The sequence below is a fragment of the Acinetobacter sp. RF15B genome (assembly GCF_007558235.1).
Taxonomy (GTDB): Bacteria; Pseudomonadota; Gammaproteobacteria; order Pseudomonadales; family Moraxellaceae; genus Acinetobacter; species Acinetobacter lwoffii_C.
On the sequence record NZ_VLSR01000009.1, the window covers coordinates 19,179 to 34,555 of the forward strand.

Annotated in this window: 12 protein-coding genes; 8 read left to right on the top strand and 4 right to left on the bottom strand. The window is 47.7% G+C overall.

The annotated features are described in order from the left end of the window. The first annotated feature begins 33 nt into the window (after positions 1-33). From E2K74_RS08510 to E2K74_RS08520, 3 genes are all read left to right on the top strand, one after another. Positions 34-1,356, top strand: a complete 1,323-nt coding sequence (locus tag E2K74_RS08510) for a hypothetical protein (RefSeq protein ID WP_151207159.1) — start codon at positions 34-36, stop codon at positions 1,354-1,356. After that, on the top strand, positions 1,337-1,624 hold the full coding sequence (locus E2K74_RS08515) for a chorismate mutase (RefSeq protein WP_151205565.1): 288 nt from the start codon (positions 1,337-1,339) through the stop codon (positions 1,622-1,624). Before E2K74_RS08510 ends, E2K74_RS08515 begins: the two co-directional genes overlap by 20 nt. Positions 1,625-1,780: 156 nt before the next feature. After that, positions 1,781-2,518 carry a sulfite exporter TauE/SafE family protein gene (locus E2K74_RS08520; protein WP_151207161.1) on the top strand — a complete coding sequence of 246 codons (738 nt, stop codon included), beginning with the start codon at positions 1,781-1,783 and terminating at the stop codon, positions 2,516-2,518. Here the strand turns inward: E2K74_RS08520 and E2K74_RS08525 are convergent. The 4 genes from E2K74_RS08525 to E2K74_RS08540 all read right to left on the bottom strand — a co-directional run bounded on the left by E2K74_RS08525 (position 2,515) and on the right by E2K74_RS08540 (position 8,564). After that, complete coding sequence (locus E2K74_RS08525; protein ID WP_151207257.1) at positions 2,515-3,420, bottom strand: LysR family transcriptional regulator; 906 nt, start codon at positions 3,418-3,420, stop codon at positions 2,515-2,517. The genes E2K74_RS08520 and E2K74_RS08525 overlap by 4 nt on opposite strands. Before the next feature lie 96 nt (positions 3,421-3,516). Next, the gene (locus tag E2K74_RS08530) at positions 3,517-4,815 is read right to left on the bottom strand and encodes a solute carrier family 23 protein (protein WP_151207163.1); all 1,299 of its coding nucleotides are present in this window, start codon (positions 4,813-4,815) and stop codon (positions 3,517-3,519) included. A gap of 297 nt (positions 4,816-5,112) precedes the next feature. Next, positions 5,113-7,797 (bottom strand): phosphoenolpyruvate carboxylase, encoded by a 2,685-nt coding sequence (gene ppc, locus E2K74_RS08535; RefSeq protein ID WP_151207165.1) that lies wholly within the window; start codon positions 7,795-7,797, stop codon positions 5,113-5,115. Positions 7,798-7,937: 140 nt separating this feature from the next. Next, positions 7,938-8,564 (bottom strand): TetR/AcrR family transcriptional regulator, encoded by a 627-nt coding sequence (locus E2K74_RS08540; protein ID WP_151207167.1) that lies wholly within the window; start codon positions 8,562-8,564, stop codon positions 7,938-7,940. A 148-nt stretch (positions 8,565-8,712) separates the two neighbouring features. Here E2K74_RS08540 and E2K74_RS08545 point away from each other — a divergent pair, with 148 nt between their 5' ends. The 5 genes from E2K74_RS08545 (at position 8,713) to E2K74_RS08565 (ending at position 15,354) form a co-directional block, all read left to right on the top strand. Beyond that, entirely contained in the window at positions 8,713-9,816 is a 1,104-nt protein-coding gene (locus E2K74_RS08545) for an efflux RND transporter periplasmic adaptor subunit (RefSeq protein ID WP_151207169.1), read from the top strand. A gap of 2 nt (positions 9,817-9,818) precedes the next feature. Beyond that, positions 9,819-12,956, top strand: a complete 3,138-nt coding sequence (locus tag E2K74_RS08550; RefSeq protein WP_151207171.1) for an efflux RND transporter permease subunit — start codon at positions 9,819-9,821, stop codon at positions 12,954-12,956. A 130-nt stretch (positions 12,957-13,086) separates the two neighbouring features. Continuing rightward, positions 13,087-13,464, top strand: a complete 378-nt coding sequence (locus E2K74_RS08555; protein WP_151207173.1) for a hypothetical protein — start codon at positions 13,087-13,089, stop codon at positions 13,462-13,464. A gap of 102 nt (positions 13,465-13,566) precedes the next feature. Continuing rightward, a complete protein-coding gene (gene dnaJ / locus E2K74_RS08560; protein ID WP_151207175.1) occupies positions 13,567-14,682 on the top strand; it encodes a molecular chaperone DnaJ in 1,116 nt (371 codons plus the stop codon). A 456-nt stretch (positions 14,683-15,138) separates the two neighbouring features. Continuing rightward, entirely contained in the window at positions 15,139-15,354 is a 216-nt protein-coding gene (locus tag E2K74_RS08565) for a cold-shock protein (RefSeq protein ID WP_151205465.1), read from the top strand. The last annotated feature ends 23 nt before the right edge of the window (positions 15,355-15,377 follow it).

Genomic DNA, 15,377 nt, shown 5'->3' on the forward strand with positions numbered 1-15,377 from the left:
TGGCACGACAAGACATTATTCGAGGCTGATCTCATGTCCCTGTTACGCCGTTGGTTTGATCCAATCCGATCGAGCTGGTTTTACCAGAAGCCAGTTCGTCAAGCGGTGTTATCTATTGAAGATGGTCTCAGCATCCATTTAAGACTGGATGATGTCTATAGTTATCTGGCCGTACAGCAGCTGCCCCAGCTGGAAGAGATCTTAAGCTCGCAGCTCAAGCCTCTCAAAGTCGTGATTTCCGAGCAACGCGCTGAACCCCCCAACCAGATGTCCTTTGATGAATGGCAGCATTACTGCATTCATGATGCGAAAATTCTGGCCAAGCAGCATCGTTTCAGCTTCCACGATAAGCCTGAGCTGCCCAGCCCGGAAGCCCTGAAACAGGCCGCAGTCATTCTGAAAAACACCCCCTTACGTGGACAGAATTTTCTGTATCTGCTCGAAGATGTGTTCCATATGCTCTGGCAAAAACAGAACGGAAAATTACGCACCTTATATATCATGGCCAGTCGCCATCATGCCGCGCAAAATTTTCCGGAACGGATTTTCAATACCACCCCTATTCTGGCCAGCTATTTCACTTTTGGCGGACGTCAGTATCATGCGGTAGATGATTTACTGCGTCTGACCCGGCGCTTGAAACAGCAAAAGCTGCTGACCGATAATCCGATTTTCCTGATCAATCATATTGAATGGCGTGAGCATTTGATCAGCGATGCAGAAGAGCTGAATGAAATCCAGTCAATGAATCCGGAACTGGATCTGTATATTGCGCTGGAAGATCCGATTTCCTGGCTGTTATTGGCTTATATCAAGGAAGAGCTGGCCGATTTTTATAATATCCGGCTGAATGTCTATCCCTTATCCTATCGTGGACGGGACTGGTTTAAATGGAATCTGGCGACCCGTTTATCCAAACGTACCGAGGTCAAATTTACACCTTTTTGCCGACCGACTGAGCAGGCCATTGTACCGATGGCACAGTTGTTCTATAGCTGTCCGGAAGAGCAGCGCATTGATGCCATGTACCAAATTCTGCAAGCCGTCTGGACGCGTGGCTATGACTTGTCCTATGCACCGCATATCAAGCGTCTACAGCAGGAGTTGAAGCTGGACGAGCTGACCCAGGAAGATATTCAGACCAAATTACAAGAAAACGACACTTTGTGCGAAATGAAGTCCCAGCCTGATTTCCCGGTACTGGAATTGCGGATTGAAGGGCAAAGTTACACATTTAATAGCCTATATCGTGTCTGGATGATTGAAAGTATTTTCAGTAATGTGTTAGAAGAAAAGTATAAAAGTGATAATCAAACTGAGCATGAACTGAATCAATATGGAAAAAATCAAAGCTGAATCATTACAACATGCACGTCACCAGATCGATGCCATTGATACAGCTTTAGTTGAGCTGATTGCTGCGCGTCAATTCTATGTTGATCAAACCACACGTTTTAAAAAAACTGAAACCGATCTGCAATCACCGGAGCGTATGGAGCAGATTGTGGAAAAGGTAAGGGCTTTGGCCCAACAGCAGGGCGTGGACCAGAAATTTATTGAGCATCTGTACCGGGAAATGTTCCAGTATTTTATTCAGCGGGAGCTAAAAGAATTTCGTCCTTAAACCAGTTTTAAATCCGATTTTCGCTGATCAGTCTGCTAGTTTTCAGCACATTCATCTGAAGCCTCAAGATTTACTTGAGGCTTCCTTCTTAAAACCCTGATTTTTCTCTATCCGTGATTTCTATAGCATGAACCTAAATCAATTTAGGGTCATCAGATGACTGCTTTTGTTATTGCTATTTTTGCGCTGGCTGGTCTGATTAAAGGCACCATTGGCTTGGGTTTGCCTGCGGTGTCTATGGGGTTGCTGACTATATTTATGAGTCCATTTCAGGCAGCAACTTTACTCATTGTACCTTCAATGCTGACCAATTTTTGGCAACTCTTTGCTGAAGGTCATGTGCTGAAACTGATTCGCCGTTTCTGGCTATTGCTGGCCGGCATTATCGTGGGTTCGGTCTGGAGTATTTTTCCGACGTTAGGCCATTCTGAATTTCACAGTGAAGCCTTATTGGGCGCGATGCTTGCCCTATATGGCCTATATGGTTTACTGGCGAAACGGATGCCAGATTTAAGCCAGCATGAAAAGTGGCTTTCTCCGATGATGGGATATCTTGGCGGTGCCTTGACCGTGGCGACGGGTGTAGTGGTGATTCCAGTGGTGCCTTATTTGCAGACCCTGCATTTAAAACGTGATGATCTGGTACAGGCCTTGGGTCTTGTATTTACTACCTCGACGGTATGTTTGGCCATTTTCCTGCACCGAAACCCAGTAGAAGATATGCCGATTGATTATGCCATGTCCGCAATTGCACTGCTTCCTGCCTTGATCGGGATGTGGTTCGGCAAGAACATCCGTTCCCGTATCCCTGAACAGACATTCCGTACCGTATTTTTTATCGGCCTGATTGCCTTAGGCAGCTATATGGCGTTGCATCAATTCGGCTGGATTTAATTCAGGATTTTTTGTACATCCGCAGAAATGAGGAACTGGCTAAAGTGCTGATAGGCCGTGCTCAGTTCATCAAAGCTCTTTGCAGCTAACAATAACTTACGGTTGGCCCAATCTCCGGTCAGTTGGATTTGCTGAAATGCATAGAGTTTTGATAAATGTTGTGCAGCGCGTTTTGGCATAATTGCAATACCTACTCCATTGGCCACAACTTGGGCAATGGCCGCAAAATTCGGTAAGCGCAAGCGGTATTGAATCTCACAGTTCAGCAAGCGAGCTTGGGTTTCAATCGACTGCTGCAAAGAGTGATATTGCATCAAGCCCACAAAGGGATAATTCAGACAGTCTGCTAATTTTAATGCCGGATTCGTGGCCAAATCATGCTGTTCAGGGCAGATCAGTACCAGAGGATCATCTGAAAATTCCAGAGTCTGTAATTGGGGTGCAGGAAAAAAGCTAGAGATCAGTCCTAGCTTGGCAGTGCCGTTCACCAAAGCTGCAATGATGTCATTGCTTTCTGCTTCTTTTAAATCGATCTGGATATTTGGGTTATTTACCAAATACTGGGGTAATAATAGGGGCAGATACTCACTTTGTGCTGAAGAGTTACACCATAAGCTGATATTGGAATTGAGTCCTTCACTAAAGCCAGCCATGGCTTGAGACAATTGTTGTCCTTGTTGCAACAGGGCTTGGGCATGCTCAGCAAAGACCTGCCCTGCAAAAGTCATTTTTACCCCACCGGAATGGCGGCTGAACAGACTGACCTGATATTGCTGTTCCAGCTTTTTAATCCGTTCACTGGCCGCTTGTAAAGAAATGGCAGAGCGTTCAGCACCTCTGGTCAGGCTACCGGTATCGACTATATTGAGAAAAAGACGTAAATCAAAAAAATCCAGACGCATCGGCAGGATGCTCATATAAAAGATTAAGCCTATTTAAACAATTCTGGCGATATAAAAAAAGCAGCCTTATGGCTGCTTTTTTTATATGAATCTGGCTTATTTTTTTTCACCCAAAGCAAAGAACCAGTTCAGAAAGAGCGCTGCAAAGGTTGCTGTGCCAATACCGCCCAACGTAAAATTACCGAAGTTCAGGGCAAAGTCTCCTGTGCCCAGAATAATGGTCACGGCTGCGACCATCAGGTTTTTATTTTGTGAAAAATCGACTTTGTTTTCAATCCAGATTTTTGCACCGGCAATGGTAATCAGACCAAATACCACAATCGATGCCCCGGTCAGAATGGCGGTTGGAATGGTATGCACAATGGCACCAAACTTGGGTGATAATCCGAGGAAAATGGCAAAAACACCGGCCACGGCAAAAATGATGGTCGAGTACACTCGGGTCACAGCCATCACCCCGATATTTTCACCATAGGTGGTCATGCCAGGAGCACCGACACTGCCTGCAAGCGAGGTGGCGATGCCATCGGCCACGAAGGCTTTGCCAATGTGCGGATCAAGGTTTTCACCTGTCATAGCACCTACGGCTTTGATATGCCCCAGATTCTCGGCCACCAAAATAAATGCAATCGGTGCAATGATCAGCATGGCATTGGCATCAAAGGTCGGAGAATGAAACTCGGGAATCCCGAACCAGGCGGCTTGCTGAACCGGCAAGAAGTTAATGGCGGTGCCATAACCCATGACATTGCTCAGAAGATAATAGACCAAATAGGCCAGCAGCAGACCGATCAGCAATAACAAACGCTGCAGCAAGCCACGGGTAAAGACGGCAATCGACCCCATACACATCACGGTCAGCAAGGCCATCCAGGAGTTGAAATCATTGCCCATCACGTTTTTCACGGTGGCAGGTGCCAGATTCAGGCCAATGATCATGACCACAGCGCCAGTCACCACTGGCGGCATCAGTTTTTCAATCCAGCGTTTACCGGTGGCCATGACCACCACCCCAATCAAGGCATATAAAATACCGCAGGCAATAATCCCGCTTGCTGCCACTCCAATATTCGGATTTAAACCGCCACCTGCACCGGCATAACCGGTTGCGGCAATCACCACACCAATAAAGGCAAAACTGGAACCCAAATAACTTGGAACACGTCCCCCGGTGATCAGAAAAAATAGCAGGGTACAGATGCCGGACATTAAAATGGCCAGATTGGGATCAAATCCCATTAAAAAAGGCGCCAGCACGGTTGCACCAAACATGGCAAAGGCATGTTGGACACCAAGCACCACAGTTTGTGCAGGAGGTAAATATTCTGCAGTACCTACCGGTCGTGCATCAATATTGCCCTGATAGGGGCGCCATTTTGGAAACCAGTTGGCCATAAAATGAGCACTCTTAAGATAAATTGTGCACATCATACTCTGGTTCTGTAGAAGATTTAATTGCTGCCAGTCGTATTTTGTTCAAATTAATTCACTGAGTTTCTTAAATAATTTACCAATCGGTAAAAGTGTCTATATTAAAAACAAAACTAAATCAGTGGATTGATTAATTGATTATGGCTACATGTCATGTATAAATAAATTTTATTCGATTTATGAAATAAATATTATTTCTGCAATTGACTGCTCAATAAAAAAGCACATCGGGTAGATGTGCTTTCAGTTAAGCTGAACAGATCAGCCGGTGTTGCGTAAACCGGCAGCAATTCCGGCAATACTGACCATCAAGGCATGGTCAACCGGGGTATGCTCGGCATTTTGCTCAGCCAGATAGCTGCGACGGCGTTTCATCAGTTCGGCCTGTAACAGGTGCAGGGGAAGCAGATAAGGCTTTCGCACACGCATGGACTGATCCAGGATGTCATTGCTGGTCAGCAGTTTTGATTCGCCTTTTAACGCCAGCAGGGTTTGTACCGCGTCTTTTAAGCGTTGACGCAGTTCATTGCCCAAGACTTTTAGATCTTCATCCTCGGTTAAATGCGACTCATAATACAGCGCCACATGACCATCTGCTTTGGAAAGCACCATTTCCAGCATATCAATCAGGGTCTGGAAATACGGCCATTGTTGCAGCATTTCATTCAGCAGCTCTTTTTGCCCCTGATCGATCACCTGATTAATGGCAGCGCCTGTGCCTAGCCAAGCCGGCAACATGAGACGAATTTGAGTCCAGGCAAATACCCAGGGAATGGCGCGCAGGGACTCAATCCCGCCACTAACTTTACGTTTGGCCGGGCGTGAACCGAGTGGCAACATCTGCAATTCCAGCTCTGGCGTTACAGTGCGCAGGTATTTGACGAAATGAGGGTTTTCACGAACTGTCTGGCGATAGACCTGAACCGACAGATCAGTCATCTGGTGCATCAGTTCACGCCATTCTGGTTTAGGCTCAGGGGGTGGCAACAGAGTGGCTTCTAGGGTTGCAGCGCTATAAATTTCCAGATTTTGCAGGGCAATGCCTTCCAGACCAAACTTAAAGCGAATCATTTCCCCCTGTTCAGTGACACGGATGGTACCGGAAATTGAACCGGGTGGCTGCGAGAACAGTGCCTGCTGGGTAGGTGCGCCGCCCCGGCTGATTGAACCGCCTCGACCATGGAATAAGGTCAGTTGTATGCCATGCTGTTTGGCAACCACGGTCAGCTCTTCCTGAGCACGATACTGCGCCCAGTTGGCAGACATAAAGCCGGCATCCTTGGCTGAGTCTGAATAGCCAATCATGACCTCATGTTTGCCCTGAATATGCTGTTTGTACCAGTGCATATTCCACAAGGTCGACATGGTGCTGGCTGCGCCGTCGAGGTCTTTTAAGGTTTCAAATAAAGGCACAACCCGTAACGGAGTTTTAATGCCGGCTTCTTTTTGCAGTAACAGCACGGCCAGTACATCACTTGGATATTCCGCCATGGAAATAATATACGCCCCCAGACATTCACTTGGCTGTTCCGCCAGAGTACGCATGGTGGCAAAGACCTCTTGCACATCTGGATGTTGAATCAGGCTGCCTACCGGTTCATTCAGATGTTTAGGCAGCAGCGGACGCTTGCTCTGTAATTCCTGCAACAGGAAGTTCTGACGCGCCTGTTCGGTCCAGGTTTCAAAATTACCCAGTCCCAGATATTCAGTAATGGCAGAAATCGCTTGACGATGGCGGCCTGATTCCTGGCGAATATCCAGTTTTAGCAATTCGATTCCGAAACTGTTTACCCGGTAGATAAAATCAAGCAGTTTGCCATTGGCAATCTCAGGCAGATTGCAGGCTTGTAATGAGCGATAGCAGAGCAGCAGAGGCTGTAGCAGCTCATCTTTGCTTTTGATGACCCGGCTATCATCGGCATCTTTATTGTGTAGTTTCTCGGCCAGCCAGTTGCGGGTGGCTTTCAGACGTTCCCGGGTATCACGTAGATATTCACGGTACGGTTCCGGATGTGCTTGTCCGAGTGCCTGTTGCAGCTCTTCACTACATTGCTGGATCGAGAGTTCCCAACGTAAATCTTCAATATCGCGCAGGTACAGGTCTGCGGCTTTCCAGCGTGACAGCCAAAGTACTTCCTGAGTCACCTGATGGGTCACATTCGGGTTACCATCGCGGTCGCCGCCCATCCACGAAGCAAAGCGTACTGGTGCGACGCTCAGAGGCAGAGGCTGGGTACAGTGTTCCTGTACCAGGCCATCCAGCTCACGAATGAATTTGGGTACGGCATTCCACAAGGTCTGTTCAATGGTGGTAAAGCCCCACTTTGCCTCATCAATCGGTGTCGGGCGATGCTGACGAATTTCATCCGTTTGCCAAGCAGAGGTGATCAGCTGTTTCAGTTCATTCAGTACAGCCTGACGTTCGCGTGGTGTCAATTTCTGCTGGTCACATTTTGACAGGCAGTCATTGATGTCATCATATTTTTGAATCAGGGTACGGCGGCTGACCTCGGTTGGATGTGCGGTCAGCACCAGTTCAATTTTTAATTCACAGATCTGTTGATACAGGGTGTCTGCGCTAATGTCCTGCTGCTTGAATTTTTCAAATAAGGGTACCAGCGGATTAGGAGACTCAGCCGTTTCATCAAACTCGCTTTGACGGCGGCGGCGCACCACATGGTATTGCTCGGCAATATTGGCAAAGTTGAGAAAATGGGTAAAAGCACGGGTCAGAGGCAGGATTTCATGATCTTCCAAACTCAGAAATAACTGTTCAAGCTGCTTTTCAGCTTCCACCTGGCCATCACGTGCGCCTTTGGATAAAGCCCGAATCTGCTCGACCTGATTAAACAAATCTTGTCCGGCATGGAGTTTTAGGGTTTCTCCCAGCAGGTTTCCCAGTAAACGTACGTCTTCGCGTAGTGGTGCATCAATCTGTTGAATCATTCTTGTGTTTCCCTCCCAGAACATCATTTGACTATACCCCGAATAGGTGACAATCCAAGCCCTATAAAGCTAAAAGTTAGCGGATTTTTGCTGTAATTTTTAGCAGATCTGGAACAGGAGAATAAAAAACAGCCAAGTCCTCAGGCAGGAGCAGGGGCATATTTCAGCATAAAGATCTCAATCGCCTGCTGAATGATCTGATGCTGTTCAGTCTGGCTCGGTGGTGGGCACAGGCCGAGCAGCACTTGATGGTGACGCATGCCCATCAGTAAAGAAACCATCAGTTCGGTCTGCTGTTGGGGTTCATCTGCCTGGATCAGCGCGAATTGCTGGGCACGGGAAAAAAACTCATTCCAGACCCGGTGCAGCTTGCTATGCGAGGCCTGATAAAAGCGTTCGGTCAGCGGACTTTGCTCTGCGGCCAGCTCCATGAGCAGCAGATCCAGCTTGATCGCTTCCGGCCGGTTGGCAATATTTAAAGAGCGGCTGCAGACCTGATACAGCGCCTGGGCGAAATTGCTGTCTGGTGCCAGTACTTGAGGATGTTCCTGCAAAATAGCTTCACAGGTATGTTCAATCGCGCAGCTAAACAGGGTCGCCTTGTCCTGAAAATGGTTATATACCGTCAGCTTCGTGACGCCGGCTGTACGCGCAATCTGGTTCATGCTGGAACCCTGATAGCCATGCGCCAGAAATAGTGCCTTGGCGGCCTCTAGTATACGTTGACGCTTTTCCAGATCTTTGGGTCGCCCCACAGGTATTTGCACAACTTCATCCAAAAAAAATCAATATAGCCAATGTATTAAGGGTGCTATTTTAATTAGTGTACCGAGTGGTATATTAATTAAAAAATGATCAGTTTAATATATCAGCCTATTTTGCCCTAAAAATGACGATTAGATAAGAGCGAACACGATGAGCAGGATTCAGAGCGCTTTGGCCAGCATGATTATTCTTTGTAGCATAGCCTTAGCCGGATGTAGCAAAGAGACGATGGCTACCGAACAGGAAGTTCCTTTTGTGATGGTGACGATGCCAAAAACCTCACAGCACGAACTGAAGAGTTATGCTGGAGAAGTACAGGCGCGTCAGCAAACGGCGCTGGCTTTTCGGGTCGGGGGGCAGGTCACCCAGCGTTTTGTCGAGGTGGGTGATCAAGTCAAAGTCGGGCAGGTTCTGGCGACGCTGGATATTAAAGATGCCCAGTTACAGCTCAATGCAGCACGTGCGCAGCTGGAAAGCGCCCAGTCGGCCAGTAAGGTTGCATCAGACGAATTACAGCGTTTCAAGCAGCTCTTGCCATCCAATGCCGTCAGCCGTTCGCAATATGACGCCGTAGATAATCAATACAAGGCGGCTTTATCTCATCTGAAACAGGCCCAGTCCAATTATGAGACTGTCAGGAACCAGACGGCTTATAACCAGCTGATTGCCAATAAGAAGGGTGTGATTACTGCACGCCATATCGAAGTTGGCCAGGTGCTGGCCGCAGGTCAGGCAGCCTTTGAACTGGCGATTGCCGGAGAGCGTGAGGTGGTCATTGGAGTGCCTGAACAGGCAATTGCCGGAATCAAAACCGGACAGGCCGCCGAGGTCACGCTCTGGTCCAAACCCGAAGAGAAATTTGCCGCTTTTGTACGCGAGATTTCACCTGCTGCGGATCAGTCACGTACCTTTAGGGTCAAGGTTGCCCTGCGCGAAGGCAACAGCCAGATTCAGCTCGGACAAAGTGCCCGGGTCTTCTTTCAGCACCAGCATGACAATATATTGAGTGTGCCCTTGTCCAGTGTGTCCGCCCATGGACAGCAGGCTTATGTGATGGTGGTCAAGCCGGACCATACGGTGCAGAAGCTGCCGGTGCAACTGGGCGCCTATGGCCGTGACAGTGTCGCGGTATTAAGTGGCCTGAATGCCACTGATTATGTGGTGGTGGGCGGTGTGCATCTACTGCATGAACGGCAGAAAATCCATCCGATTGATCGGGAAAACCGTAGCGTGACAATTCAGGCAGGGAGTTAAATATGAACTTTAACCTGTCTGAATGGGCCTTAAAAAATAAAGGGCTGGTGCTATATTTTATGATCCTGCTGGGTCTGATCGGGATCGTCTCTTATTCCAAGCTGTCACAGAGCGAAGACCCGCCATTTACCTTTAAAGTCATGGTGGTACAAACTTACTGGCCGGGCGCGAGCGCCAAGGAAGTCTCTTTGCATGTCACGGACCGGATTGAAAAAGAGCTGATGACCACCGGGCAATATGAGCGGATCATGGCCTATTCACGTCCGGGCGAATCCATGGTGACCTTTATTGCCAAGGATTCTTTACATTCCAATGAAGTTGCCGATGTTTGGTATAACGTTCGTAAAAAAATCAATGACATCAGCCATGAACTGCCGCAAGGTGTACAAGGCCCATTTTTCAATGATGAGTTTGGCGATACTTTCGGTAATATCTATGTAATCAAGGGCGCAGACTTTGATTATGCCACGCTAAAAGACTATGCAGACCGTCTGCAACTCCAGCTGCAGCGTGTTAAAGATGTGGCCAAGGTGGAACTGATTGGCTTGCAGGACCAGAAAATCTGGATTGAAATCTCCAATACCAAAGCCACCCAGCTCGGTATTCCGGTGACTGCCATTCAACAGGCACTACAGCAGCAAAATGCCATGACCCATGCCGGTTTTTTTGAAACCGCCTCAGACCGGATTCAGGTTCGGGTGAGTGGTGCATTGCAGAGTGTGGAAGAGCTGCAACAACTACCGCTATATGTCAATGGGCAGACCATCCAGCTGGGAGATGTGGCAGAGGTTTATCGCGGTTTTACTGACCCGGCCCAGCCTCGTATGCGCTTTATGGGCGAGAATGGGATTGGTATTGCGGTGTCGATGCGCAAAGGCGGCGATATTATTGCCCTGGGTAAAAATCTGGAACAGGAATTTGCCCGTCTGCAAAAAACCTTGCCACTGGGCATGCAGCTACAGAAAGTTTCCGATCAGCCGGTTGCGGTCAAGCGCAGTATCCACGAGTTTATGAAAGTGCTGGCCGAGGCCGTGATTATCGTGCTGCTGGTCAGTTTTTTCTCTCTCGGTTTCCGGACCGGTCTGGTGGTGGCCTTTTCGATTCCGCTGGTGCTGGCCATGACCTTTGCCGGCATGAATTTATTTGATGTCGGGCTGCATAAAATTTCTCTGGGGGCTTTGATTCTGGCCCTCGGCCTGCTGGTAGATGACGCTATCATTGCGATTGAAATGATGGCGATCAAGATGGAACAAGGCTTCAATCGCTTACAGGCTGCGGGTCATGCCTGGCGTACGACCGCTTTTCCAATGCTGACCGGCACCTTGATTACTGCTGCCGGTTTCCTGCCGATTGCAACAGCCGCGTCCAGTACCGGCGAATATACCCGTTCCATTTTCCAGGTGGTGACCATTGCCTTATTGATGTCCTGGGTGGCTGCAGTTCTGTTTGTGCCCTATCTGGGGGACAAGTTGCTGCCGGACTTTAATCAGGATTTAGTGCAAAAAGCGCCTTGGTATCAGCGTATATGGGCACGTCTGCGCAAACAGCCTGAACCTGCACCGGTCGTGCATCAGGCCGGGGAAGCGCATGATCCTTATCAGACCCGGTTTTATCAGGGCTTTCGGCGCTGGGTCAATACCTGTGTGACCTATCGCAAAACCGTGATTGCTGCGACCCTGGGTATTTTTATCTTATCGATTGTGATGTTTAAACTGGTTCCTCAGCAGTTCTTCCCGCCCTCGAATCGTGCTGAAATTCTGGTGGATTTAAAACTGGAAGAAGGGGCTTCACTGAAAGCCACCGAAGCAGCGGTCAGGAAGGTCGAGCAGTTCCTGTCCAAGCAGGAGGGCATCGACAATTATGTGGCCTATGTGGGCATCGGTTCGCCACGTTTCTATTTGCCGCTGGACCAGCAGTTGCCCCAGACCAGTTTTGCCCAGTTTGTAGTATTGGCCTCTTCCCTGGAAGATCGGAATGAAATCCGCAAATCCTTAAGTGACCAGATTCGGGTGCTATTGCCCGAGGTCAGGACACGTGTGTCTTTACTGGAAAATGGCCCGCCTGTTGGCTATCCGCTGCAATTCCGGATTTCGGGAGAAGATCTGGTTCTGGTTCGTGAATGGGCACAGAAAGTGGCGACAACGGTGAGCCAAAACCCGAACAGTACCAATGTCCATCTGGACTGGGGTGAGCCGAGCAAAATGATTCAGCTGGAGATCGATCAGGACCGTGCCCGTCAGCTCGGAGTCAGCAGTACGGACCTGGCCAATTTCCTGAACAGCTCGATTTCAGGGGCAGTAATAGATCAGTTCCGGGAAAAACGCGAGCTGATTGAAATCCGGTTGCGGGGGGATGAAGCTGAACGGGTCGATGTCGGTTCACTCAGCAGTCTGGCGGTGCCGACTGCAACAGGTCATGCGGTGCCTCTGGCGCAAATTGCCAAGATTGAATATCGCTTTGAAGAAGGCCTGATCTGGCATCGTAACCGCTTGCCCACCATTACCGTACGTGCCGATATTCGCAGCCAGTTGCAACCTGCAACGGTGGTCAAGCAGCTGCAAGATGAGCTGGACCAAATCCGTACTGAGCTGCCGAGTGGTTATCTGCTGGAGGTAGGGGGGACTGTGGAAGAGTCTGCTCGTGGCCAGCGTTCGGTCAATGCCGGTATGCCATTATTTTTAGCTGTGGTTATGACCCTGCTGATGATTCAGCTCAAGAGTATTTCCCGGGCTGTGATTGTGTTTTTAACCGCACCACTGGGGCTGATTGGTGTGGTCCTATTCCTGTTAATTTTCAATAAACCTTTCGGCTTTGTTGCCATGCTCGGCACGATTGCGCTGTCGGGCATGATCATGCGGAACTCACTCATCCTGATTGACCAGATTGAACAGGATATTCGGGCCGGGGAATCGCAGTGGGATGCCATTATCAATGCCACGGTGCGCCGTTGCCGGCCTATTGTGCTGACTGCTTTGGCGGCAGTTCTCGCCATGATTCCCTTATCCCGGAGTATCTTTTTTGGACCGATGGCCGTTGCCATCATGGGAGGATTGATTGTAGCGACTTTATTGACGCTATTTTTCCTGCCTGCCTTATATGCGCAGTGGTTTAAAGTAAGAAAAAGTGTAGATTCTGTTTAAATTTGTCATAATTTTAGGTGCGAAATATTGAAAATTTCAATATAGTAGGGCCTGCTATTTTAATAATTCGAACAAGATACGCTGCTGTAAATTTGGCGCTGTGCTGAACAGCACACTAAGGTTGAAAAACATGAATTCAGACACTCTTACCAAGATGCGACGTTCCCTGGGGATAGCTTATGTGTTCATGTTTTTGGCCTTGTTTACGGTGGTCAGTGGTTTATTGGCCTACTGGCTGGCACGTAAAGTCAGCCAGCTGGATTATGCCGAAGTTTGGTTACAGGCACAGGCCTTGTGGATCATGCGCAATATCGTGATTTATATCGTTCTGGCAGCCTTTGCAGCACTGTGGTTTATTCCTCTGTTTTTCTTTGCCTGGGACAGTCAGCTTTGGGTAAAAGCTTGTACGGTAACTGGTGTCATCTTCAGCTTTATTGCCTTTATTTTCCTGATCAATGCTTGGTTTAAAGGCATTCATAAATTTACGCAAAGCAAAGCTGTTTTCTAAAATCTACATTTTTTTCAGTATTCCCCTTGTAAAACTTGGTTTGACCCCAATTTCAGACCACAGTTGAGTATGAAATAAATTCCGTGAGGAGCATCGCCAGACATGGCTAAACGTGATTATTATGAGGTTTTGGGTATCGCTAAAACCGCTAGTGATGATGAAATTAAAAAAGCCTACCGTAAGTTGGCGATGAAATATCATCCAGACCGTAACCCGGACAACCCTGAAGCTGAAGAGAAGTTTAAAGAAGCTGCGGAAGCCTATGAAGTGCTATCCGACAGTGAAAAACGCAGCATGTATGACCGTATGGGCCATCAGGCCTTTGAAGGTGGTATGGGGGGCGGCGCAGGCGGCTTTGGCGGATTCAGCGCAGAAGATATTTTCAGCCAGTTTGGTGATATTTTCGGGGGAGCGTTTGGCGGAGGTGGCCGTGGCCAGCAACGCCAGCGCCGTGGTTCAGACCTGCGCTATGTGATGGAGCTGACGCTGGAAGAAGCGGTCAAGGGCGTCAAAAAAACCATTACTTTTACTGCACCGGCACCTTGTGAGGCTTGTGATGGTAAAGGTTCTAAAAACCCACATGATGTAGAAACCTGTCCGACCTGTCATGGTGCCGGTCAGGTGCGTATGCAGCAAGGCTTCTTCTCGGTACAGCAAACCTGTAGCACCTGTCGTGGTCAGGGCAAGATCATCAAGAATCCATGTAATAAATGTCATGGCTCGGGTGTATCTGAACGTCAGCAAACGCTGGAAGTGACTATTCCTGCGGGCGTGGACAATGGCGACCGTGTACGTCTGACCGGTAAAGGTGAAGCGATCCGTGATGGTCAGTCAGGCGATCTATACGTTGAAGTAGTGGTGCGTGAGCATGAAATCTTCCAGCGTGATGGTGCCGACCTGTATATGGATGTGCCTGTTTCAATTGCGGATGCAGCTTTGGGTAAAGAAGTGCAGATTCCAACTCTGGATGGGCGTGTCAGTCTGAAAATTCCTGAAGGCACTCAAACCGGTAAACTGTTCCGTTTACGGGGTAAGGGCGTGAAGCCGGTACGTTCGACCATGCAAGGTGATTTGCTCTGTCGTATCGTGGTGGAAACACCTGTCAATCTGTCCGCACGTCAACGTGAATTATTGAAAGAATTGCAAGCGACTATGGAAGGTGAGGGAAGCAAGACCTCTCCAAAGAAAAAATCATTCTTTGACCGCTTATTTGACTGATCCAGCTTTCAGAGTTCTAAAAAGGACGCTTAGGCGTCCTTTTTATGGGCTATAAGAAATTTTCACCTTAGATAGGCTTCTATTTTAATTCTCAATCCTGCTTAGGCTCAGGTTTTATACACTTGAATAGTTGGCTTGTTTTTATAATCTCTCTGAGAGGCGTATCCAGTCGTGTAAATGTCTGCTTCAAGAAGCTGGATGACTTTATTCTTTTGCGTAGTGGCCTTTTTATAAAATAAATAAATATGTATATAAGAAAACTTGATTATTTTTATTTTTAGTGTATAGTGGGTTTAACTAGAAAAAAGTCTTGTTTCGGTAAATCTTCTTTAAGTATCGCAGTTTTATTTATAATCCTTCGTTTTTTCAGATTTTAAGTCTCATTCTTTATTATTTCAAAGTTATACTCAGTCAATAGCTTGGCTAAAAATTATTAAAAATTAATAGGATATATATATGTCAAACTCTAATGTCGTTAAAGGTACGGTAAAGTGGTTTAATGAAACTAAAGGTTTTGGTTTTATTCAACAAGAAGCTGGTCCAGACGTTTTTGCTCATTTTAGTGAAATTGCGAACTCAGGTTTTAAAACTTTATTTGAAGGCCAACAAGTTGAATTCAGCGTAGCACAAGGACAAAAAGGCCCGAATGCTGTAAATATTGTTGCTATCTAAGTAATTGTAAGTAGTACTATAAA

Bases quoted from the DNA above. Each gene is read 5' to 3' on its own strand.
- E2K74_RS08550 (WP_151207171.1), top strand. From the start codon at position 9,819: ATGAACTTTAACCTGTCTGAATGGGCCTTAAAAAATAAAGGGCTGGTG.
- E2K74_RS08520 (WP_151207161.1), top strand. From the start codon at position 1,781: ATGACTGCTTTTGTTATTGCTATTTTTGCGCTGGCTGGTCTGATTAAA.
- E2K74_RS08545 (WP_151207169.1), top strand. From the start codon at position 8,713: ATGAGCAGGATTCAGAGCGCTTTGGCCAGCATGATTATTCTTTGTAGC.
- E2K74_RS08555 (WP_151207173.1), top strand. From the start codon at position 13,087: ATGAATTCAGACACTCTTACCAAGATGCGACGTTCCCTGGGGATAGCT.
- E2K74_RS08515 (WP_151205565.1), top strand. From the start codon at position 1,337: ATGGAAAAAATCAAAGCTGAATCATTACAACATGCACGTCACCAGATC.
- E2K74_RS08530 (WP_151207163.1), bottom strand. From the start codon at position 4,815: ATGGCCAACTGGTTTCCAAAATGGCGCCCCTATCAGGGCAATATTGAT.
- E2K74_RS08525 (WP_151207257.1), bottom strand. From the start codon at position 3,420: ATGCGTCTGGATTTTTTTGATTTACGTCTTTTTCTCAATATAGTCGAT.
- E2K74_RS08510 (WP_151207159.1), top strand. From the start codon at position 34: ATGTCCCTGTTACGCCGTTGGTTTGATCCAATCCGATCGAGCTGGTTT.
- E2K74_RS08565 (WP_151205465.1), top strand. From the start codon at position 15,139: ATGTCAAACTCTAATGTCGTTAAAGGTACGGTAAAGTGGTTTAATGAA.
- dnaJ (WP_151207175.1), top strand. From the start codon at position 13,567: ATGGCTAAACGTGATTATTATGAGGTTTTGGGTATCGCTAAAACCGCT.
- ppc (WP_151207165.1), bottom strand. From the start codon at position 7,797: ATGATTCAACAGATTGATGCACCACTACGCGAAGACGTACGTTTACTG.